This is a genomic window from Brenneria populi (assembly GCF_036016195.1).
Taxonomy (GTDB): Bacteria; Pseudomonadota; Gammaproteobacteria; order Enterobacterales; family Enterobacteriaceae; genus Brenneria; species Brenneria populi.
Map to the genome: position 1 here is coordinate 177,933 of NZ_JAYWTM010000007.1, position 21,946 is coordinate 199,878.

25 protein-coding genes are annotated in these 21,946 nt (G+C 54.2%); 17 read left to right on the top strand and 8 right to left on the bottom strand.

What is annotated here, in order from left to right; all coding sequences use genetic code 11:
* Positions 1-22 precede the first annotated feature (22 nt).
* Positions 23-982, top strand: a complete 960-nt coding sequence (locus VSX58_RS10765; RefSeq protein WP_327618054.1) for an AEC family transporter — start codon at positions 23-25, stop codon at positions 980-982.
* Between the two features lie 12 nt (positions 983-994).
* Positions 995-1,213 (top strand): zinc ribbon domain-containing protein, encoded by a 219-nt coding sequence (locus tag VSX58_RS10770; protein WP_327618055.1) that lies wholly within the window; start codon positions 995-997, stop codon positions 1,211-1,213.
* 112 nt (positions 1,214-1,325) lie between these two features.
* Here VSX58_RS10770 and VSX58_RS10775 read toward each other — a convergent pair whose 3' ends face one another.
* The 4 genes from VSX58_RS10775 to xseA all read right to left on the bottom strand — a co-directional run bounded on the left by VSX58_RS10775 (position 1,326) and on the right by xseA (position 4,993).
* A complete protein-coding gene (locus VSX58_RS10775; protein ID WP_327618056.1) occupies positions 1,326-1,940 on the bottom strand; it encodes a hypothetical protein in 615 nt (204 codons plus the stop codon).
* A 92-nt stretch (positions 1,941-2,032) separates the two neighbouring features.
* A complete protein-coding gene (locus tag VSX58_RS10780) occupies positions 2,033-2,371 on the bottom strand; it encodes a protealysin inhibitor emfourin (protein WP_327618217.1) in 339 nt (112 codons plus the stop codon).
* Complete coding sequence (locus tag VSX58_RS10785; RefSeq protein ID WP_327618057.1) at positions 2,371-3,411, bottom strand: M4 family metallopeptidase; 1,041 nt, start codon at positions 3,409-3,411, stop codon at positions 2,371-2,373. The genes VSX58_RS10780 and VSX58_RS10785 overlap by 1 nt, the downstream gene beginning before the upstream one ends.
* A gap of 190 nt (positions 3,412-3,601) precedes the next feature.
* On the bottom strand, positions 3,602-4,993 hold the full coding sequence (gene xseA / locus VSX58_RS10790; protein ID WP_327618058.1) for an exodeoxyribonuclease VII large subunit: 1,392 nt from the start codon (positions 4,991-4,993) through the stop codon (positions 3,602-3,604).
* 171 nt (positions 4,994-5,164) lie between these two features.
* Between xseA and guaB the strand changes: the two genes are divergently transcribed.
* The 3 genes from guaB to VSX58_RS10805 all read left to right on the top strand — a co-directional run bounded on the left by guaB (position 5,165) and on the right by VSX58_RS10805 (position 9,357).
* A complete protein-coding gene (gene guaB, locus VSX58_RS10795; RefSeq protein ID WP_327618059.1) occupies positions 5,165-6,631 on the top strand; it encodes an IMP dehydrogenase in 1,467 nt (488 codons plus the stop codon).
* A 158-nt stretch (positions 6,632-6,789) separates the two neighbouring features.
* Positions 6,790-8,367 carry a glutamine-hydrolyzing GMP synthase gene (gene guaA / locus VSX58_RS10800; protein WP_327618060.1) on the top strand — a complete coding sequence of 526 codons (1,578 nt, stop codon included), beginning with the start codon at positions 6,790-6,792 and terminating at the stop codon, positions 8,365-8,367.
* A gap of 294 nt (positions 8,368-8,661) precedes the next feature.
* On the top strand, positions 8,662-9,357 hold the full coding sequence (locus tag VSX58_RS10805; RefSeq protein WP_327618061.1) for a hypothetical protein: 696 nt from the start codon (positions 8,662-8,664) through the stop codon (positions 9,355-9,357).
* A gap of 264 nt (positions 9,358-9,621) precedes the next feature.
* Here VSX58_RS10805 and VSX58_RS10810 read toward each other — a convergent pair whose 3' ends face one another.
* Both VSX58_RS10810 and VSX58_RS10815 read right to left on the bottom strand, forming a co-directional pair.
* Entirely contained in the window at positions 9,622-10,443 is an 822-nt protein-coding gene (locus VSX58_RS10810; protein WP_327618062.1) for a class I SAM-dependent methyltransferase, read from the bottom strand.
* Positions 10,444-10,589: 146 nt separating this feature from the next.
* The gene (locus VSX58_RS10815) at positions 10,590-11,498 is read right to left on the bottom strand and encodes a LysR family transcriptional regulator (protein WP_327618063.1); all 909 of its coding nucleotides are present in this window, start codon (positions 11,496-11,498) and stop codon (positions 10,590-10,592) included.
* A gap of 103 nt (positions 11,499-11,601) precedes the next feature.
* Between VSX58_RS10815 and VSX58_RS10820 the strand changes: the two genes are divergently transcribed.
* The 10 genes from VSX58_RS10820 (at position 11,602) to VSX58_RS10865 (ending at position 19,054) form a co-directional block, all read left to right on the top strand.
* Positions 11,602-12,813 (top strand): MFS transporter, encoded by a 1,212-nt coding sequence (locus VSX58_RS10820; protein WP_433913810.1) that lies wholly within the window; start codon positions 11,602-11,604, stop codon positions 12,811-12,813.
* A complete protein-coding gene (locus VSX58_RS10825) occupies positions 12,800-13,330 on the top strand; it encodes an LLM class flavin-dependent oxidoreductase (protein ID WP_327618064.1) in 531 nt (176 codons plus the stop codon). The genes VSX58_RS10820 and VSX58_RS10825 overlap by 14 nt, the downstream gene beginning before the upstream one ends.
* Positions 13,331-13,439: 109 nt before the next feature.
* Positions 13,440-13,673 (top strand): type II toxin-antitoxin system Phd/YefM family antitoxin, encoded by a 234-nt coding sequence (locus tag VSX58_RS10830; RefSeq protein ID WP_327618065.1) that lies wholly within the window; start codon positions 13,440-13,442, stop codon positions 13,671-13,673.
* A 30-nt stretch (positions 13,674-13,703) separates the two neighbouring features.
* A complete protein-coding gene (locus tag VSX58_RS10835; protein ID WP_327618066.1) occupies positions 13,704-14,036 on the top strand; it encodes a type II toxin-antitoxin system RelE/ParE family toxin in 333 nt (110 codons plus the stop codon).
* A gap of 20 nt (positions 14,037-14,056) precedes the next feature.
* Positions 14,057-14,206: a hypothetical protein gene (locus VSX58_RS10840; protein WP_327618067.1), complete on the top strand. Its 150-nt coding sequence runs from the start codon at positions 14,057-14,059 to the stop codon at positions 14,204-14,206.
* A 162-nt stretch (positions 14,207-14,368) separates the two neighbouring features.
* On the top strand, positions 14,369-14,899 hold the full coding sequence (locus tag VSX58_RS10845) for a hypothetical protein (protein ID WP_327618068.1): 531 nt from the start codon (positions 14,369-14,371) through the stop codon (positions 14,897-14,899).
* A 54-nt stretch (positions 14,900-14,953) separates the two neighbouring features.
* Complete coding sequence (locus VSX58_RS10850) at positions 14,954-16,438, top strand: lipase family protein (protein WP_327618069.1); 1,485 nt, start codon at positions 14,954-14,956, stop codon at positions 16,436-16,438.
* Complete coding sequence (locus tag VSX58_RS10855; protein WP_327618070.1) at positions 16,422-17,186, top strand: hypothetical protein; 765 nt, start codon at positions 16,422-16,424, stop codon at positions 17,184-17,186. The genes VSX58_RS10850 and VSX58_RS10855 overlap by 17 nt, the downstream gene beginning before the upstream one ends.
* 348 nt (positions 17,187-17,534) lie before the next feature.
* The gene (locus tag VSX58_RS10860; RefSeq protein ID WP_327618071.1) at positions 17,535-18,122 is read left to right on the top strand and encodes a TetR/AcrR family transcriptional regulator; all 588 of its coding nucleotides are present in this window, start codon (positions 17,535-17,537) and stop codon (positions 18,120-18,122) included.
* Positions 18,122-19,054, top strand: coding sequence for a DMT family transporter (locus tag VSX58_RS10865; protein WP_327618072.1), 933 nt, complete (start codon positions 18,122-18,124; stop codon positions 19,052-19,054). Before VSX58_RS10860 ends, VSX58_RS10865 begins: the two co-directional genes overlap by 1 nt.
* A gap of 173 nt (positions 19,055-19,227) precedes the next feature.
* Here VSX58_RS10865 and VSX58_RS10870 read toward each other — a convergent pair whose 3' ends face one another.
* Positions 19,228-19,911, bottom strand: a complete 684-nt coding sequence (locus VSX58_RS10870) for a helix-turn-helix transcriptional regulator (RefSeq protein WP_327618073.1) — start codon at positions 19,909-19,911, stop codon at positions 19,228-19,230.
* 235 nt (positions 19,912-20,146) lie between these two features.
* Between VSX58_RS10870 and VSX58_RS10875 the strand changes: the two genes are divergently transcribed.
* Both VSX58_RS10875 and VSX58_RS10880 read left to right on the top strand, forming a co-directional pair.
* Positions 20,147-20,530, top strand: a complete 384-nt coding sequence (locus VSX58_RS10875) for a RidA family protein (protein ID WP_327618074.1) — start codon at positions 20,147-20,149, stop codon at positions 20,528-20,530.
* Positions 20,531-20,565: 35 nt separating this feature from the next.
* Positions 20,566-21,477 carry a pyridoxal-phosphate dependent enzyme gene (locus VSX58_RS10880; protein ID WP_327618076.1) on the top strand — a complete coding sequence of 304 codons (912 nt, stop codon included), beginning with the start codon at positions 20,566-20,568 and terminating at the stop codon, positions 21,475-21,477.
* Positions 21,478-21,735: 258 nt separating this feature from the next.
* Here the strand turns inward: VSX58_RS10880 and VSX58_RS10885 are convergent, their stop codons facing one another.
* Entirely contained in the window at positions 21,736-21,882 is a 147-nt protein-coding gene (locus tag VSX58_RS10885) for a hypothetical protein (protein WP_327618077.1), read from the bottom strand.
* Positions 21,883-21,946 lie beyond the last annotated feature (64 nt).

Here is a 21,946-nt window from a genome sequence, read left to right on the forward strand (position 1 = left end):
CGACTGAGTCACAAGGGAATCTATGTCTTGGGAAAACTGGAGTTTTGCGTTTAACGTTACGGTGCCTAACCTATTGATGCTGTTGCTCGGGATTGCGCTACGTAAGCTGAACCTATTGAATGACGATTTTTGCGATTCGGCAATGCGACTGGTTTTTAATGTCTCGCTGCCTTGCCTGCTGTTTTTCAGCGTCGCCGCCAATCATCAGCCGATTATTGAGCAACTGCCGCTGGTGGTTTATGGCGTCATCGGTACGTTGCTGACCTATTTATTGTTGGAAGTGGCCGCTGTTTACCTCGTTAAGCAGCCGTCCGAGCGCGGCATCTTTGTACAGGGCGGGTTTCGTTCCAATACCGGCATCATGGGGCTGGCATTTGCCATGAGCGCCTATGGCAAGGAAGGGGTCGCTGTTGGCTCCATGTATCTGCTGGTAACCGTCATTATGTTTAACGTGCTCTCTGTCATTACGCTGACGCGCAGTTTAAAGCGGAGCGCCGACGGACGGGGCGTGGGCACTCTCGCGTTGCTGAAGAGTATCGTCACCAATCCGCTGATTATCGGCCTGCTGGCGGGATTGTGCTATGCGAAAAGCGGTTGGCCCATACCGTCGGTGATTCAGCAGACCGGGAGCTTCATCTCCGCGCTGTCGCTGCCGTTGGCGCTGCTGTGCGCCGGCGTCAGCCTCGACTGGCGTATGATTTTTCGCTCATCCAACGTGGCGGCGCTCTCTTCATTGGCTAAGCTGCTGGTGGTGCCGGGTATTTTGACGCTGGGGGGCTGGCTGGTCGGTTTTCGCGGCGTGACGCTTGGGGTGATTTTTTTGTTTTCCGCCACGCCGACGGCCGCGGGCAGCTATGCGATGACCCGGGCAATGGGCGGCAACCCGACGCTGGCGGCCAATATTATTGGCTTAACCACCGCCGGTTCGTTTTTTGTGATCGCGCTGGGCGTCTATTTTTTACGCTCGCTAGGGGTGATTTAGCGGAGGGGAGCCATGCATTATCGTTGTCGTCGTTGCGAACATGAATTGAGTATGAACGACTCGGGGTTTCATTGTGAAAATTGCGGCGCGGATTACGCCCGCGCGGCCCGCTGTCCTGAATGTCGCCAGCTTTTACAGGTATTGAAAGCCTGTGGCGCGGTGGATTATTTTTGTCAAAACGGGCACGGCCTGATTTCGAAAAAACGGGTTGAATTTGTACCGCAGGAGTAAACCGCAAGGGATATCCAGGTAGCGTTTTACTCCGATACGCTAATAAACATAACGATTTGATATCGCATGATTCTTCGGTTCGCTCGGCGCCCGTTGCCGCCGCGCGCGAACCTTAGCGCCTCCTCGTCTCCATCCAGAGTTTTCTAAATTGCGTTGCCATTCTTTGTATACGGCAATACAGCACGAATGCGGCAAACGATCGGCTATTCATCAGCGCTCGGCCAAGGAAGAGGGACGATAATACGGCGATGGATGTCGTCAACGCGACGGGAGAAAAAGAGATCGCGTTCACGGCATTGGCGCAAGAATAAAAAAATTGGAATAGTCCCAGGGCGAGTATGACGATGAAAAAATAGTTATATAGCATGAGCCCGCGATTATATCCCCGCGACAACAGATAGCTCGCGGAAAATATATAAATAATAAACAGAATACTCGGAATGAAAAACAGAGCGACGTGCGCCGGCGGCGTATTAATCGCGAATAGATCCAGCAGAAATAATAGATTCAGTGTAAAGGATAATAAAAAGAGAAATAGCGTCAGCGCGACGGGGAAAGCGTTTTGTCGCGGAATTTCCAGGACGGGTTTGCCGAAATAACTTTCGAGCGCCTCTAATGAGCGCGCAAGCAACGTTCGATCGTTGCCGGCCATGAGCGCCTCGGTTTCCCTTCCGTGGCGGATAAGTTCGGCCATTTGCGCTCCGAGCAGTTTGCTGCCTACATTCATGCGATAACCCTAACAGATATTGGCCCGTCCGGGAGAGTCGACGATTCCGCCCGCGTCCGGCGAGAGCGCGCGGCGGCGTTGATTTAACAGCGCTATTTGCCTTCGCGCCATAGGGCGGCGAGCTCCGGTGGCGCCAGATCTTCCGGAATCAAAAACTCTTGTTCCATATGATGCGTTTTCTCTGCGGAGGAAGAATAGATATGGATGCGGTAATAGAACTGATCGCCGCGTCCCGGCGAGTCCGGTCTCCCCGGCTCGCGCGCCAGCGGCAGGGCGGTGCGGATCGCGGCGCAAATATGTTCGCGCGCCGGCGCCGGCAGGCCGGCCAGCGCGAAACGCCGCAGCCCGGCCAGCTTGGGGATCCAGGCAATGCCGCCTTCGCGCGCCAGCTCTATGACGGCGTCGTCGGTGAGTTCGGGCAGGTTCTTCATCATTCCCCCACCGCGGATGCCACGCCCACTTTTTCCCAGGATTGCCTGACGATATCGGCGACGGATGGGTCGAAAAGCCGTTCGGCATGCTGAATGGTCAAGCGGGAGAAAACGTCGAAGTCGGCGTTTTGCGGCAGCGACTTGTCGCATAGCGTGTCGTACCATATTTTACCCGCTTTTTCCCAAGAGTAGCCGCCCAGGCCGGTGGCCGTCAGGTAGAATGCCCGATTGGGGATCCCCGAGTTGAGATGCACGCCGCCGTTATCCTCTCGGGTGTTGATGTAGCCGTCCATATGGGATGGCTGCGGGTCTCGGCCCAACAGCGGATCGTCATAGGCGGTGCCCGGCTGCGACATCGAGCGCAGGCCGGTACCGTGGATCCCTTCCGCCAGCAGCTCTTCGCCGATCATCCAGTCCGCCTGCTCCGCCGTTTGTTTGCGGTGGAACTGTTTCACCATGGAGGCGAAGACGTCGGATAGCGACTCGTTCAGCGCGCCGGACTGCCTTAAGTAGATGAGTCCCGCTTCGGTTTCGGTCACGCCGTGCGACAATTCATGCGCCACAATATCGATGGCGATGGTGAAACGGTTGAAGATCTTGCCGTCGCCGTCGCCAAACACCATCTGTTGTCCATTCCAGAACGCGTTCTGATAGTCTTGGCCGTAGTGAACGGTGCCGGTCAGCGTTAATCCCTGGTTATCCAGAGAGTTGCGCTGAAAAATTTGCCAAAAGAAATCGTAGGTGGCGCCAAGATAGTCATAGGCTTCGTCGGCAGCGATATCGCCGTTGCCGTTTTGCCCCTCTTTACGCACCAATTTCCCCGGTAGCTGCTGCTGATTTTCCGCGTCGTAAATTTCGCGATAGGCCTGCCCCGCGGATGCCAGGGCGTGGGGTGCCGGACCGGGATGCGTAGTGACCATCAGCGACTGGACGTGCATCAGGGTTTGTTGGGCGCAGCGGCGCTGCTCCTCAGACCCGTTGGCGATGATTCGATGCAGAATGTAAGGGGGGATCACGCTGTGAATCGGCCTGGATTTCATACCTCTGTCTCCTCTTTTCTCTTGACATCGAGAAAGGTGGCTAATGGCAATCAGACGATCGAAAGGAGCGATGCTTAATAATTTATAAGGGTAAGTATTTATCCCTCATCTTTCAAGCCGCGCGCCCGCCGGTTTGCGTCGGCGCGGAAGCTTTCGGCATTTTCTCAAATGCGGGGGACAATCGGCGGCGCTAATCGTGCGCGGGCTTGCGTTGTTTGGCCGTAGATGGCGCCGCTTTTTCCGGCGTAAGCCGGGTGACCCGGCTTTCAACCCAGCCGTCCTGCAGGCGGGTTTGCAAAAGGTCGTCCGGCGCGACCTGGGCGACGCTCTTCAGCACTCTTCCATCCTGCGCGGTGGTTACGTTATAGCCACGCGCCAGCGTCGCCAGCGGGCTGACCCCCTCTAGACGCGAACAGGCGACGCCCAGCCGCTGCTTATGCTGATTGAGTCGACGCTCGACGGCGCGCCGCATCTGATACTGCAACTGCTGTAAACGCTGCTGGGCGCGATGAATTTTGGCCTGCGGCTGCTGCTGTATCAGCCGCTGCCTCAGGCGTTCGCTGCGGCGCGCCAGCTGTTTGAGCTGCGATTGCATCCCCTCATCCATCCTCTGGCGCAGCTTGACCAACTGCGTCTGCTGGCGGGCCAGACGCAGCTGCGGGTGCTGCTGCTGTAAGCGGTGTTGCAGACGGGTAAAATCACGGCCGCGCTGGGCAAGGTAATAATCCATCGCCATTTCCAGCCGCTGGCGCTGCGACTGTATCTGGCGGATAAGTTCAAGCTGATTACGGCTAACCAGCTCCGCGGCGGCGGAGGGCGTCGGGGCGCGCAAATCGCCGACGAAGTCGGCGATGGTAACGTCGGTTTCATGACCGACGGCGCTGACGACGGGAATACGGCTGGCGAAAATCGCCCGGGCGACCCGTTCATCGTTGAAACTCCACAAGTCTTCCAGCGAACCGCCGCCGCGGCCTACGATCAGAACATCACATTCGTCGCGTTGGTTCGCCAGCTCAATGGCGCGCACAATCTGCAGCGGCGCGTCGGCGCCCTGTACCGCGGTCGGGTAGACCACCACCGGCAGCGACGGATCCCGGCGTTGCAGAACCTGTAAAATATCGTGCAGGGCGGCGCCGCTGGCTGAAGTAATCACCCCGACCTGTCTGGCGGGGCTTGGCAATGCCTGCTTGAACTGCCGATCGAAAAGCCCTTCCGCGGCCAGGCGCTGCTTTAACTGTTCGAACTGCTGCTGCAGCAGGCCGTCGCCCGCGGGCTGCATGCTTTCCGCCAGCAACTGGTAGTCGCCGCGCGGTTCATACAGCGTAATCGATGCGCGTATCAGCACCTGCTGGCCGTTTTGCGGACGGAAAGTCACGCGCCGGTTGCTGTTGCGAAACATGGCGCAGCGCACCTGGGCGCGCTCATCTTTCAGCGTGAAATACCAGTGGCCGGATGCAGGTTGAGAGAGGTTGGAAATTTCGCCGGAAAGCCATATCTGGCCCATTTCCATCTCCAGCAGTTGCCGAACCGTCTGGTTCAGTCGGCTAACGGTGAAAATCGCGGCAGAGGGGAATTGAGACATTGTGAGCCAGATCAAATTTTAAAACAGTGACTTAATTGATTGATACTACCTGCCTGCAACAGGTAATCAAGCATTTTTTAAAAAAACACTGGAGACAACCGGTTACGCTCTGTATAATGCCACGGCAATATTTTATCTGTTCTTCACATTCACCTTGGTGAGATATTGCCCATGTTACGTATCGCTAAAGAAGCATTGACGTTTGACGACGTCCTCCTGGTTCCCGCCCACTCGACTGTTCTGCCTAATACGGCTGATTTAACCACCCAACTGACGAAAACCATCCGTCTGAATATTCCTATGCTGTCCGCCGCGATGGATACCGTAACGGAATCCAATCTGGCTATTGCGCTGGCGCAGGAAGGCGGTATCGGCTTTATTCATAAAAATATGTCTATCGAACGTCAGGCTGAAGAAGTCAGCCGCGTAAAAAGACATGAAAGCGGCGTGGTGGTCGATCCTCAGACCGTTACGCCGACCACTACGCTGCGTCAGGTAAAAGAGCTGACCGAACGTAATGGTTTCGCCGGCTATCCCGTAGTGGCCGGAGGCAATGAACTGGTCGGCATCATTACCGGCCGTGACGTGCGTTTTGTCACCGACCTGGAAAAACCGGTCAGCGCGGTGATGACGCCGAAAGAACGTCTGGTTACGGTAAAAGCCGACGAAGCCCGCGACGTGGTTCTGCAAAGAATGCATGAAAAACGCGTTGAGAAAGCGCTGGTGGTGGATGACGACTTCCATCTGCTCGGCATGATCACCGTAAAAGATTTCCAGAAAGCGGAACGTAAACCCAATGCTTGTAAAGACGCGCAGGGCCGTCTGCGCGTTGGGGCGGCCGTCGGCGCCGGCGAAGGCAACGAAGCGCGTATCGATGCTCTGGTCGCCGCCGGCGTTGACGTACTGCTGATCGACTCTTCCCACGGTCATTCCGAAGGCGTGCTGCAGCGTATCCGTGAAGCGCGCGCCAAATATCCCGATCTGCCGATCATCGGTGGCAACGTGGCCACCAGCGCCGGCGCGAAAGCGTTGGCGGAAGCCGGCGTCAGCGCGGTTAAAGTGGGTATCGGCCCCGGTTCTATTTGCACCACCCGCATCGTGACCGGCGTGGGCGTGCCGCAGATCACCGCGATTTCCGACGCGGTTGAAGCGCTGGAAGGCACCGGTATTCCGGTGATCGCCGACGGCGGCATTCGTTTCTCCGGCGATATCGCCAAAGCGATCGCCGCGGGCGCGGCCTGCGTGATGGTGGGCTCCATGCTGGCCGGTACCGAGGAATCCCCCGGCGAGATCGAACTCTACCAGGGCCGCTCTTTCAAATCCTACCGCGGCATGGGTTCGCTGGGCGCGATGTCCAAAGGCTCTTCCGATCGCTACTTCCAGAGCGACAATGCGGCGGACAAACTGGTGCCGGAAGGTATTGAAGGCCGCGTCGCGTACAAAGGGCGCCTGAAAGAGATCGTCCATCAGCAGATGGGCGGCCTGCGTTCCTGTATGGGGCTGACCGGTTGCGGAACCATTGATGCGCTGCGCACCCAGGCCGAGTTTGTCCGCATCAGCGGCGCCGGAATTCAGGAAAGCCATGTTCACGACGTTACCATTACCAAGGAATCACCGAATTACCGTATGGGTTCATAAGGTGATTACAGGCTGATTTAATTCGTTAAACCCGGTAATATTCACCGGGTTTAATTACTTTTAGCTTTTATATCCAATAGATTTCACGGCAAAGGCGGCGTAACCGCCGCGGCGACGTGAGATCCGCGGGATATATTCGTATTTGGAATACGTTTCCCATGACAGAAAACATTCATCAACACCGCATTCTTATTTTGGATTTCGGCTCGCAATACACGCAGCTGGTTGCACGACGTATTCGTGAACTGGGTGTTTATTGTGAACTCTGGGCATGGGATGTCACAGAAGCGCAGATCCGCGAATTCAACCCCAACGGCATTGTGCTTTCCGGCGGCCCGGAAAGCACCACCGAGTTCAACAGCCCGCGCGCGCCGGAGTATGTCTTTAACGCCGGCGTTCCGGTATTGGGCATTTGCTACGGCATGCAGACGATGGCGATGCAGCTGGGTGGACGCGTCGAAGGTTCCAGCGAGCGCGAATTCGGCTATGCGCAGGTTGAAATTAAAACGGACAGTCAGCTGGTGGGCGACATTCAGGATGCGTTGAGCGCCGCCGGCGCGCCGCTGCTGGATGTTTGGATGAGCCACGGCGATAAAGTCACGGCTATTCCCGCCGGTTTTGTCACGGTCGCCAGTACCGACACCTGCCCGTTCGCCATTATGGCCAACGAAGAAAAACATTTTTACGGCGTACAGTTCCACCCGGAAGTGACGCACACCCGCCAGGGGCAGCGCCTGCTCGAACGTTTTGTGCGCGATATCTGCCGGTGTGAGGCGCTGTGGACGCCGGCCAAAATTATCGACGACGCGGTCGCCCGTATTCGCCAGCAGGTCGGCGACGACCATGTGATTCTGGGGCTGTCCGGCGGGGTTGACTCCTCCGTCACCGCCATGCTGCTGCACCGCGCCATTGGCAAACGCCTGACCTGCGTATTCGTGGATAACGGCCTGCTGCGCCTGAACGAAGCCGATCAGGTGCTGGAAATGTTCGGCGACCAGTTCGGTTTGAATATCGTGCACGTCCCGGCGGAAGAGCGCTTCCTGGCGGCGCTGGCCGGTATTGACGATCCGGAAGCGAAGCGTAAAACCATCGGCCGCGTCTTTGTCGAAGTTTTTGACGAAGAAGCCTGCAAACAGTCTGAAGTTAAGTGGCTGGCTCAGGGCACTATTTATCCTGACGTTATCGAATCCGCCGCTTCCGCAACCGGTAAAGCCCACGTGATCAAATCTCACCATAACGTCGGCGGCCTGCCGAAAGAGATGAAGCTGGGTCTGGTCGAACCGTTAAAAGAGCTGTTTAAAGACGAAGTGCGTAAAATCGGGCTGGAGCTGGGCTTGCCGTACAATATGCTTTACCGCCATCCGTTCCCGGGGCCGGGCCTGGGCGTACGCGTGCTGGGCGAAGTGAAAAAAGCGTATTGCGACCTGCTGCGTCGCGCCGATGCTATCTTTATTGAAGAGCTGCACAAAGCCGAACTGTACGATAAGGTCAGCCAGGCGTTTACCGTCTTCCTGCCGGTGCGCTCCGTCGGCGTAATGGGCGACGGCCGTAAATATGACTGGGTTGTCGCGCTGCGCGCGGTGGAAACCATCGACTTTATGACCGCGCACTGGGCGCACCTGCCGTACGATTTTCTCGGCCGCGTATCCAACCGCATCATCAACGAAGTCGACGGCATCTCCCGCGTGGTGTACGACGTATCGGGTAAACCGCCGGCGACGATTGAGTGGGAGTGAGGATTTAGCATCCACTGAGTTCCGCTAACGTCTAAAATCGCCAGTAAAATCATAGGATTTACTGGCGATTTTTTCTTTTGTGAACCATGGAAATCATTGTAATCCACTCCCTGATGCCGTCATTTTTGGCGGTATCAGGGAACAACATGACCGGCGTCCGGCGGATATCATTGCGAATTTAAGGAAGTGGGGGAGCGGCGATGTACCATAAGGCTGGCTGGCGGTGGAAGGGACGGTGAGCGACAAGGCCCGGGCCAGTCTTTTACCGTTAATGTCATCCCGGTGTGAGAAAAAATGCATATAAACTCGTATCTAAAAGCACTCTATGAAGCCAACTGGCCCGCTTTACTTGAAAATGGTCGTCAGATTGCAGGCCCGGCGCCTACCAATCCCTTGCTTCTTTGCTTTAATGAAGCGGAATTTTTACAAGCGAATAAACGCATTTTGATCTGTGGTCAAGAGACTTGGGGGTGGGGGGCATTCGGTGCGACGGTTGAAGATTGTATGGCGGGTTATCGACGCTTCTTTATCGATGGTGCGTTTTATGACGGTTACGGCGTCAGCGCTTTCTGGAAGGCTTTCAGGTTTTTCGAATCGCAGTTGGTCCGGATTTTGGGCGGGCAGCAACTCCAGTTTATTTGGCAGAATTTAGCTAAGATTGGCCGCAACGATGGAAAGACCGGTGTTACGGATGAGATTCGCACTCTTGAGAGAGCGTATTTTCCTGTTTTTAAGGCGGAGATGAAGTTACTCAAGCCCGATATAGTTCTGTTTCTGACAGGGCCGGATCGGGATCTCGATATCCGGTTCCATTTTCCTGATGCGGTATTTTCTCAAGCTGGCGATGAATCCAATCTCCGGCGACGGGCGTGGGTTTCATCGGCTGAACTTCCTGCGGCCTCGCTCCGGCTTTATCATCCCAGGTACTTTGGCGCGTGGTCGCATCAATATAAAAACGAAGTCGTTTCCCTATTGAAAAGCCGGTTTTAACAAGGCATACCGTTCGCGACTTTTGGCCGTTGGTTTTTTTCCTGGGTTTCTCGGCATAAAACTTGATTAGGGGAAACGTAAGACAGCGATACTGCATTTGCTCAGAATCCCCGAAAAGAGGTTATGACGTTTGACGCCGATGGGGATATAAAAATGTCACCGCTTGTCAGGTTTCGGCCCGTCCCCGGCAAGCGGCAATAATCGTTCGTCGGATTGATTTTCGCTAAGAGCGAAACGCGCGCGAACTCGCGACGCGGTTAGCCATTATTTTATCTCATAGGTCACCATTTTTGATGCGGTTTTATATTTATTAACATGGGACATCATAAAAGAGATAATTTTACCCATCCGCTTATATTCACTGAATTCGGTAAAAAGCTTTGTTTTTACATGGGTTAATTTGCTATTCCAGCGCTCGATCTCTTTTTCGTCATCGAGGCCGAAGGAAAACTGCACGCCTGAATTTTTCACGGTATCATGTTTCGCGGAGTTTTTACTTAGCCAGGTATTAAGCATGTCGAAAATCATTCCGCTGTTACTAAAGTTCTGACAAAGCGCATTAAATATTTTTTTCACCTGTTCTTCTGTGAAATACATCAAAACCCCTTCTATAATAAAAAACAGATGTTCATCATGATGTAATTCTTTTTTTACCGCATAAATCCAGTCGTTATCCAAAATAGAACCGGATATATATTTTTCGTTTTCGTGGCAAGGGATTAATTTTTTCCGCGCATCGATCACATCCATTAAATCGATATAGTAAAATCTTGCCTGTTGGGCCGCATCGCCAATGCGTTGGTAGCGGGCATCCAATCCGCAACCGAGGGTAATTATCACCGGATTTTCGTTTTTATTAATAAACTCAATGGTTTCATTGTCAAAATATTTTGCTCTGATAGCCGTTCCCACGCGACTGGTTTTTTTGTTTTTATATTTTTTTATATCGAAACGCGTTTTTTTTAAGATATCGCAGGCGACATCATCGACGATGATGGGATGTTGCCGCATGCTTTCTTCAGCTTTACAGGCCAGTGGAATTAATAGCGTGTTTGATACTTTATCTTCGAAATAGTTCTCTTTCATTGTAATACCCTACCTAAATCGATATGCGAAAATAAATGATTCCCGTTATCATTATCGACGCTTATCTTAAGCCTTGCCGTTTTATTGATAAAGCCATTAGCGGAAAAATGGGGCTTTTTAACGTATTCGCTGATTTTACGCCCGTTTCAGCGCACGCGGCATCGTTCGGCGATAAAGTCGAGGAACACGCGTACACGGGTTGGGAGCTGCTTGCCCGGTCCGATAAAGAGCGCATGTATCTCTTCCCGATCGCCGGGATTTTCGCTCTCTAACAGCGGCACCAGTCGCCCGGTTTCTATGTCTTTTTTTACATGGAAATGCGCTAACCGAGCCAGGCCAAGGCCGGCGATCGCGGCGTTAAGCATGGTTTCGCCGTCGCCTAGCAATAAGTTTCCGGATGGAGGAAGCAGGTGTGGTTCATCAGGCCCATTGAATGGCCACGCTTTGATATGGCGGGTGAAACCGAAGCCGAGCCGGTGATGCCTCACCAGATCGGCTGGTGTCTTCGAGATGCCTTCACGTTCAAGATAGGCGGGGGCAGCGACCACCACCATGCGGCTACTCCCCAGACTGCGCATCACCAGACGCGAATCGGTTAACGGACCGGTTCGGATGGCGACATCGGTGCGATCGTCCAATAGATCAACTACTTGATCACAAAGAACGATATCCAGCGTTATTTCCGGATACCGTTTAAGGAATTCCGGGATCTGTGGCATCAGATAGTGTTTGCCGAACGCGACGTGCGAATTGACGCGGACATGACCGCGTGGCGTTGCGCCTCGCGTCGCCTCCATCTCCGCCGAAGAGATATCGTCCAAGATGCGCAAGCAGCGCTCATAGAATAGGGAGCCTTCCGGAGTGAGCTGACGCTTGCGCGTGGTGCGATTGATCAGGCGAATTCCCAGCCTGGTCTCAAGCCGGTGAAGAAGTTTGCTTACCGCAGAAGGCGTCATGTCCAGTTTCCGCGCAGCGGCAGAAATGCTCGCTGACTCCACGACCTGAACAAATGTCGCCATTTCAGTAAAGTGATTGGAACGGTTGAACGGGGGCATGGATTCGTGAATTTATTTCCAAGATCCATTGACCGTTGAATTATAGTTCAAAAGCACGAAGTCTTCTAAAGTTACCGCTACACTTTTCTGCTTGGAGATAAACGTGCAAGTTCGTTCGCATAATCCAGCATTGTGGGCGTTGATGCTCAGCGCTTATGGCATCGGAACCACGGAATTCGTTGCGGTAGGCATTTTGCCCAATATCGCGCTTGATATGGGCATTGATATTCCTGTCGCCGGCCTCGTCGTAAGTCTATATGCGCTGGGCGCTACCGTTGGCGCGCCTGTTTTGACTGCGTTGACGGGGCGGGTGCCGCGCAAGACGTTACTGCTGGCGCTGATGGCATTGTTCACTATCGGTAATATGGTCGCGGCGACCAGCGTCAATTACGGCGCTCTGCTTGGGGCCAGAGTGGTTACTGCATTCTCACATGGCGTTTTTTTTGCCATCGGCGCCACTATCTCTGCGAGTTTAGTTCCTCATGACCGCCGAGCTTCAGCTATTGCCATGGTGTTCTCCGGGTTGACTATCGCCATCGCCACGGGGGCGCCTATTGGTACCCTTGTGGGTCAACAATGGGGATGGCGGATAACTTTCTGGATGGTCGCCGGCCTGGGGTTGATTTCATTCATCGGTATCGCCTTGTTGTTGCCGCGTACGATTAACGTTGACCGTCCGGGAAGTTTGCGAGACCAGGCCAAAGTATTGAGCAGCGGACGGCTGTTAATCGCGTTTTCCATGAATCTGTTCGGTTATGGCGGAACGTTCGTTGCGTTCACCTACTTAGCGCCATTGCTGGAACAGATAAGCGGATTCCAGTCGAGCAGTATCGGTAAGATCTTGTTTCTCTATGGGCTATCGGTGATAGCGGGGAACGTTATCGGCGGGCGTATCGCCAACCTTAAACCGATACCCGTACTCGTGGTGTTTTTCACGCTACAGGCTTTGGGGCTGCTGATATTTAGTTTTACCGCCTATTCCCAAGTAGGCACGCTTATTACCTTAGCGTTCCTGGGGGGACTTTGCTTCGCCAATGTACCGGGGCTGCATTTGTATGTTGTTCAACTGGCGCAAAAGCATCGACCGAAAGGTGTCGATGTTGCGTCGGCATTGAACATTGCTGCCGCCAATTTGGGGATCGCATTGGCATCTTTTATCGGCTCGCGTGTGGTTGCCTCGCCTCTGGGCTTACAGGCGACGCCCTGGGTCAGTGCGTTGCTGGTCGTTGTGGCATTACTGCTCACGGTATGGAGTGGTTTCCTGGACCGCAAGGCTTTGGCAGAAAATAACGGGTGGAAACATGATGCAGATTAAAACGAGCATCCCCTCGGCCTTAGACCTGATACGAGTTCCCGGCCAATTAACGCTAGGGATTGAACTTCCTCTGGACAATGACTGGTCTGTTGGCGCGGAACAGCGTAGTGAAGAACGCTATCGTCCGCACGGTATGCCTGACTTAAGCCGGCAGGAAGGGTTGGTACGCCAGGTCGACGCCTCTGGCTTTGCCGCCATCTGGATGCGTGATGTGCCGGTTTTCGACCCGCACGGATTTGGTGACGCGGGTTCTGTCTATGACCCTTTTGTTAATCTGGGATTCCTGGCCGGTATCACTCGTCATGTTGCTTTGGGCACCGCCGCGGTGGTTCTTCCATTGCGTCATCCACTACTGGTGGCAAAAGCTGCCGCATCGGCTGACGTGCTATCAAAGGGACGGCTCATACTCGGTGTCGCAACTGGCGAGCGCCCCGTGGAGTTTCCGCTTCTGATCTATAGGTGTTTTTACCGTGTGGGTTTAGCCGAACAGGAAGATGCTAAGATTAGCCCCCAATAGGCTCAGGCGTTCGCCAGGCAGATATCAGCACTCGTGCATCTTGTTGGTGGTCTAAATATGGTCTATATTAAAACCGATACATAAACAATGACTATCAGGTGGACGCATCATGAAAGTAGAGACAATCAGCTACGTTAAGAAAAACGCGGCAACGCTTGATCTGTCAGAACCGATCCTGGTCACGCAAAATGGCGTTCCGGCTTATGTTATAGAATCCTATGACCAACAGCAGGAACGGGAAAACGCCATCGCTTTGCTGAAGCTGCTAACCCTGTCAGAGAAAGATAAAGCTGAAGGGCGCGTGTTCTCAAAAGACCATTTGCTGGATGGACTTGCGGATTAAGCACAGAGCATCCAACGTTAAGGGACTTCCATGGAACAGCAGGTTACCTTTGAGTACACGCTTACGGTAAAGCACTGCATCGACACAATTGCGGGCTTCCTCCGACGCGTTGATGTCGAACCGCGCCCGGTTATTGCAGATATACTTACACAGTTTGAGAGTACCGTTGGCCAGTTCCCGCTGGGATGCCAGATTTGTCCCGAACTACTGAAAATTGGTTGTGCAAAGTACCGGGAATTTAACCACGCTGAAGGTTACCGGGTGTTGTATTCTGTAGATGGAACGTTAGCGACAGCACATGCGATCTTGTCACATCGGCAGGACGTCCAGCAGCTGCTGTTTAAGCGCCTGATAATGGTTTGATAACCAGATTAGTATCTATCATGCAACCGCGGCGATACGGCGAAGGGCGGGACGCGGAGAGATCGCTTGTGGTCTGTCTCTTCCGGCAGGCGCTGGATCTGTTTATGCAGCTGCATATTCTGGTCGCAGGTTTGCCGTTTGGCAGACAAATCAGCTGGCGTATGAAATAAAAAGCCTCAGTCCATGTAACGGGCGGAGGCGAAAGAGGGGAGTTCTGCGTTATCGTTTTAACGAAATGACGCAGGTTGATCCGAGGATTATTTTTTATAAGTTGGCAGACGGTGCTTTCTTTGATGTGTGTTTTATAACCACATGAACTAAAAGGATTTAGCATGGAGATCATCGGTGATAACACCTGCGTAACCAATGTCAGATCGAGCGGTAAAGTCGTTTTGTGTAGTGGTGAACCGCATAAGTATTGGTTGGAACTGCAGTTTGTGGATGAGAATAACACGCCCGTTTCCGGGCTGAAAGTGCAGTTGGAGTATCATCCGCTTGCATCCGCGGAGCAGGTGGCGATGTGGCGTAAATTCGGCGGTCACGCTTGTAATCCCACTCCGCCACCCAATCCCCCTGCGGGTGTCACCGACAGCCAGGGGCTGATCCGGTTTGATGACCTGTACTGGCTGAGCGTGGACGTGAAAACGGACGGCCAGCAGATAGCCGATGAGATGACGCAGTGGCCGCTGGGCGTCCGGCGCAATCCGAATAGCCAACCAGTGAATAAAAACGCCTTCCGGCGGGAAATGCGGGACAAAAGCTGGCGATCGGACGTACAGGAAAAAACCGAAGCAGCCGGACACGTACATCACTATGTGACTATCGGGGAACTCTGTGACCGATTGCCTCAGATAGAGGGCTGATATGAGCAGGAGCCGCCGGAATTTCATTTTCCTCCGGGGCGTTCGTTGAAGGGCATGGCGATAGCCCCGGGAGAGTTGAAGCGACGGCACGTCATCGAAATTTGCCCGTTCCGGGCATGGGTGCTGGCGCTACACGACACGAAAACGTACGACCTCGCCAACGGGCTGAACCTTGGTATTATGGCCGATCTGGTTTACTCTGCTGAAAAAGAGAATAAAAACATCGACTATTTTTTCCGGGAGAAATGCCAGGATTTGTCTTCCATTCCTCAGTTTGCTGAGTTCCCGTCCTACTTTCACACGCTGGCAGTGGATGTGCCGTTCCGAGATCGTTATCTTGCGCCGGTGTACCTGAGCACGAAGGATAGCGAGCAACCGCAGGGCGATACTCGACTGTTTACGGTGGAATGCGGAACGCATGTGCTGGTTGCCTGGTGCGGTACTGACAGTCTGTTGAACGTCCTGACCGATTTATCCTTTGGGCCGAAGCGATACCTGCCGGAGTTGGGCGGGGAGGGAAATATTCATGGTGGTTTTCTGGAAGCCTATGAGCTGGCTAAACGGAAGTTCGGGGATGAACTGGATGCGGTGAAGACTGCCTTGGGGAAGCGAAAAAAGCTGTTTATCTGCGGGCACAGCCTGGGCGGGGCGCTTGCGCTGCTGTATGCCGCCGAGATGAAATCCAGCCAGCCGGTACTGTATACCTACGGCATGCCGCGCACGTTTACCCGCGCGGCGATGCCCTTGCTGGACGGGATCACTCACTACCGACACGTCAATGATAACGACTCGATCACGCAGATCCCTCCGGATGCCGATCTCGATAATGTGTTCTATGAAAAATGGGGGACGCTAGGCGATAAGCTGGGATTTGACTGGTCGCTTACCACTGCAGCCGGGCTCGGGGTGGCCGTGAGGGATTTGACGTTTCAGTCGGCGGGATTTGCGGAGAAAAAAGACCCGTACTGGCATCACGGCAATACGGTGGCTTTTCTCCGGGCGCAGCAGTGCGTGATAAGCAAAAAGTCGACATATAATCCGAGCGATCCTTTTCCGGTGACAATGTCTTATGTAAATCAACAGGCGGTGAAACTCTTTCTGGTGCCATCCCTGAATGATGAGTGTTTGAAATCCACCGGCGAGCATCAGGAAGCGTTTATCCAGTGTCTGAGTCCGGGGAGCCTGAAAAAAACCTTTCCGCAGAATACCAATCCCGTGCAGAAAGGCCTTGCCAGCAATCCACGCAACCATTCGATGGCGCATCGCTATCTGCCTTATATCCATAATCAGGTGCTGGAACTGGCGAGCCCAGAGCGGCCAATGAAAAGAAAGGCTATGCGCGAACTGTTCCTCGAGGAGATTGAGAAGGGGAATTTATGCAGCGGTAATCCGGATGAGGTCCAGCGCAACCGTGAGTTTCTGGCGCTCCAGGATATGTTGCCGGTGACGCTGCAACGGATGCAGGCGGAAGATACCGGGAAAAATGCCCTGATCCGCTTTGCGGCGGTAACGGAGGAAGAAATTGAACTGCCTAACTAAAATTCTTGTCATCGTGCTTGGCGCCACGCTGATTTGCGGGTGTGGCGACAAAACGGACCAGACGCTTTCTCCGCCTGATAATGCCCATTATGTCAGGGTGTTATTCCGGGTTCCCGACGGCACAACGCTGATGCCGATGCAGGTGCTGTACCGTTCTGAAAAATGTATGGATAAAAGCTATAACTCCAGTTTTGAATCTTATCCGGTACGGGGCTATAACGGCTTTACACAACCCTTTGTCCGGCAAGGGCACGGTAATATCTGGCAGACGTCTATTGCGATAGACGGTGGAGGCTCGTGTCAGTGGCAGTTGAACTCGCTGCGGGTGAGTTTTAAGATTGCCGATAATCATCCTCTGGTGAAGGGTAAAAAGGTGATTGAGACCAGTTATATCTTTGATTTCGGAGATTATGGCCTCAGCGACGGTTATGGGACGGGAAGGGCAAAAGAGGTCAGTGGCGATCTGGACTTAAAGACGGATTTTTTCCCGATGGTGACTAATCACATCGACAATACAGTGAGTTTGAAGTTTTTTGGGGGTGATACCGGGCTTGAAAAGTGGCGCAGACGCTTTCTGCTTAGTGATACACAAAATATCTTTATTGAACCTTCCGTTCATCTTACGAAAGTTGTTATGTTGAATCCCCCTGATAATCCGGGCAATCTGACGGCAATTTACCCGGATGGCAGCAGTGAAGAGATACCGCATATTTATCCTGATTATGAAAAATTGCTGTCGATGAAATAATTGAGATGCGTATCGAATTAAAAAGGGTTTTTTTGAGATTTTTTTCTGCGCACAGACTGGCATTTGCCCTGCCGACATTGTTGTAGGTCAATGGCGCTACGCGCTAATGCGTGTTCACATTCTTATTCTCTTTTGACTGGCCCGATTAAACATCAGCCCGAGCAGCGAATATTTCTGGGGCGCCGCTGCTCGGGAGCCTGCTGGCAGCGCGCCGGAATCAGTCATCCTCCTTTCTATTTAATACTGGCGGCCCGACATCACTCATCTCGGATAAATGCGGACTGCGCTTGCTTCAGCTTCATTTGTAGGTAGACTGGTCTACCTACTTATTTCGTCAGGAGGCCGATTATGGCGCCCGTATCCGCCGGTTCAGAGACCGCCTATGAAAAGCTACTCAGCGCCGCGTGCGTGCTGTTTTATAATCACGGTATCAACGGCACCGGCATTGATGCCATCGTGAAGCGCGCCGGTGTCGCCAAGAAAAGCCTGTACAATAATTTTGCCTCCAAAAACGCGCTTGTTGCGACCTACCTCAGGGTGCGCCATGAAGAGTGGCTTTCGCTGTATCAAAGACGGTTAGAAGCCGCCATAACGCCGCGGGAGCGGGTGCTGGCCGTATTTGATGCCTATAGGGATCATGCCGAATATGCCTATGAAAACGGTTTTCGCGGTTGCGGCTTGCTGAACGCGGCGGCAGAGCTGCCGGCGGGGGCCGCGGGGCGGCAGGTCGTGCGCGCGCACAAGGAGGAGGTGGAAGCTATTCTGGCTGCGCACCTGACTGACCTGATGAGCGGAAACGTTGCAGGCGCGCGCAGCATGGCAAAACACTTCGCTTTTTTGCTGGAAGGCAGTATTTCACGCGCAGGTCTGGAAGGTAACAGCGACTGCGTGACGCAGGCCGGCGTGATTGCCGAACGAATGATGGAGGCGTACTGATGCCGTCATCAAGACAACGCCTGAGCGGTATGGCGGGCGTGTTCATCGCGGCCGCTCTCTGGGGCACCACCGGTACGGCCGCGACTTATGCCCCCGACCTGAGTCCTCTGGCCGTAGGGGCGGTCGCCATGGGGATCGGCGGGTTACTGCAGGGGCTTATTGCCATCGCCGCCATTATCCGTCAGCGCCGGCTGATTTCCCGGCACCGGCATTTTCTGCTGACCGGGGCCGTCGCGGTGGCGGTTTACCCTCTCGCCTTTTACGCCTCCATGCGCTATGCCGGCGTCACGGTCGGCACTGTGATTTCCATCGGCTCAGCGCCGCTTCTGTCCGCGCTGATTGAATATCGCCTTGACGGACTCCGCCTGACAAAGCAGTGGATGTGCGGAGCGGCCGTGGGCATCGCCGGTATGATACTGCTCTGCCTGGCGGAAAGCGGCGGGCGCGGTACCTGCAACGATCACGCCACGACGGGGATCTTGCTGGGCCTGCTGGCCGGCTTCACCTATGCCTGCTACTCGTGGTCCGCGCGGCGGTTAATGCAGGCTGGCGTGGCTTCCCGCGCCGCGATGGGCGCCACCTTTGGCGCCGGCGGTATTCTGCTTATGCCTGTGCTTTTGATGACGGGGGCGCCGCTTCTGGCCGCCTGGAACAATACCGCCGTCGGTATTTATATGGCGCTGGTTCCGATGTTTGTGGGCTACGTCTGTTATGGCTACGGGCTGGCGCGCATTCCTGCCAGCATGGCAACCACTATTACCCTGCTGGAACCGGTGGTTGCCGCCCTGCTGGCCGTAATACTGGTCGGTGAAAGACTACCGGCATCCGGATGGGCAGGGGTTGGGCTGATTGTTGCCTGCCTTGTCGTGATTAGCGTTCCGGCCGGCATGCGCCCTTTCGCTCCAGCCAAGCGCCGCGCCGATTCTATTTAACGCGTAAACAGGAAAAGTAATCGTGAAGGAAAAAGCGACGGTTGACTTGTTTTCGTCCCTGGGTATGCGCACAGGGACCATTGTTAAAGTAGAAGAGAGTAAAACCACGAAACTAGCCGTTTGATACCCGCGATTGCAATCAACTTCTCCGCGCAGCGGGGCGGCGATAATCCTTATCCGGCTTTACCCTCTTTTTTAATTTCATCGAGATAGTTGTAAACGGTGTAGCGGGTAACGCCGAGTACTTTTGCGGCTTTCTCCACGCCTCCCCGCACAATGAACATGCCTTTTTCCTGCATTTTGCGGACTATCTCGACCTTCTCCTTTTTCGTCGTCCCGATTCTCAACTGTCCCGTCGGGGGAAGGCAGTCGTGAATAATCTCATTCATCTTTTCTTCCAGCCCCGTTTCGCCGCTCTCTTTGGCTTCAACGCCAGGCGGAAGCAGCAGCGCCAGCGCATCCCGGGCCGCGTTGATTGCGCCGTCGTCGGCATTGAAGCAGAGCGATAACGACGCCTTTCCTGACTCATCCTTAAACAGCACGGTAGCGCTGCGCAGCGGTTTGCCCTGCAGGCTGACGGTTTTATAGTCGGTAAAAATAGCGGGCCTGGTGTCTTGCGCCGATGGCTTGTGGTTAAGGATCCCCATAAAGCCCATATCATTTTCCGGTCCGTCAAGCAGCGAGCTCCCCGGCACCCGGCCCGAAAGATGGCCATTAATGATTTTCAGAACGGAAGAGTCCGGTTGCTGAAGATCGTGCAGGACGACCTCAATATTCTGGCCGACGACGGAAGCGAGGGCTTCCATAGCGGCGCTAAGTCCCTCGATAAGATGCGCCTTTGCGCTATCGTTTTTCATCCAGATTGGCCCCGTTTGCTCAAACAATTTCTGATTATGCATTTAAACAGATTGTTGAAAATCAACAAAGTATTTGTGCGGTCGCGGCAATCTCCGGGAAGGCGATGCCGACAAGCCGCAGCCCGGCTGGGCTTATCGTTATTCTTTTAATTCAACAATAAGTTGATAATTCAACTTATTGTTGCTAGTTTGATGCCATTATCGAACTTACCGGCCTGGTTTATTAGAGGAAATCATGAACAAAACGATAAAACGAGTCGAGAGCCAGCTTCCCTTTCCCTTTGCCACCGCGACGGAAGTGAACGGCGTGCTTTACCTCTCGGGCCAGGTGTCGATGACGGAGACCGCCGAGCCCGTTTATGGGAATGTCGCCACGCAGACGGCGAATATTCTCGGCAATATCGCCAAGACCCTTAAGGAGGCGGGCTCGGGCTTTGACAATATTTTTAAGGTCACGGTTTGGCTGTCCGACATGAAATACTTTTCTGAATTTAATCAAGAGTATGCAAAATGGTTTGCCGGTGGTTATCCGACGCGTACGGTCGTGAGCAGCAAACTGGCTTTTAATCTGGACGTTGAAATCGAGGCGCAGGCTTTGGCGGGGAAATCCGACGCCTGATGACGGTTCGTACACAATAGGTTTGGTGATATAGCATGCAACTACATATCAATACGCCGCTGCTTAACTCAAGAGCTCTGGGTCAGATCGCGGGGAGAAATGTCTGGCTGAAAATGGATGCGCTGCAGCCCTGCGGATCGTTCAAGATCCGCGGCATCGGCCTGGCCTGTCAGACATATTATGAAAACGGGGCCAGGCGCTTTATCTCTTCATCGGGCGGCAACGCGGGGTTGGCGGTGGCATACGCGGGGCGCCTGCTGGACGTACCGGTGATTGTGGTGGTGCCGGAAACCACCTCGGCGCGGGCGCAGGAGCTGCTGCGGCTTGAGCAGGCGGAGGTGATTGTTTATGGCGGTTCATGGCAAGAGGCCAATGAGTTTGCGCTCTCGCTGGTGAAAGAGACGGATGCCTTTCTGCATCCGTTCGATAATCCTTTGCTCTGGCAGGGGCACGCCACCATGATCGATGAGGTCGTCTCCTGCGGCCTGCGTCCCGATGCGGTTATTTTATCCGTCGGCGGCGGCGGTCTGCTTTGCGGCGTTATCGAAGGGCTACGGCGCAACGGCTTCTCAGAGGTTCCGGTGATCGCGGTGGAAACCGAAGGGGCGGCGTCGTTTCATGCCGCCGTCAACGCCGGCCATGCCGTTGAGATTGAACGCATCAATACCGTCGCCACCTCCCTCGGGGCAAAACGGGTTTGCGATCGGGCGGTGGAATATGCCGGTTCGCACGCCGTCATAAGCGAGCTGGTTAGCGATGCGGAAGCCGTCAATGCCTGCCGGAAATTTACCGACGATCACCGGGTTGTCACCGAGCCGGCGTGCGGCGCCAGTCTGGCCTGTCTCTATGAGAGAAAAGCGGTATTGGAGCCTTTTAGCAATCCGCTGGTTATCGTCTGCGGCGGCGCAACCATGACTCTGGAACAGATGATAGCGTTGGGTGGTTGATTCCGGGACGATAGGCGGCGCTCAGACAGGCTGCCTTCTTTTTGCGTTCCGAAATCGTGTTTTACTCGCTGACAGGCGCCATCGCGCTCAATTTTTTGGTGGCCTGGAATCATCGCAAAGAGTGGTATATAGCCAGCTGATGCCGTTTCCCACCATTTTTGCCGCGGGGTCAGCGCGGCGTGCGTTTATGCGGCTTATGGCCGGTTTTATCTCGCCGGATATGTAATAGCCGTCGATTGCCAGAAAACCGACCGCCGTTCAGATAGGGATATAGGTCAGCCATTCTTGCGTCTGGATCTGCTCGCCCAGCAGCAGAGAAACGCAAACCATCAGTACGGGTTCGACGTATCCCAGCAGGCTAAACAGACCGAATGAGAGCAGACGGCTGGCGACAATATAGGACATAAACGCCGCCGCGCTGATGACGGCGAGAAGCAGCAGCGCCGTTTGCGGGGGTTTCTGGAGGGGA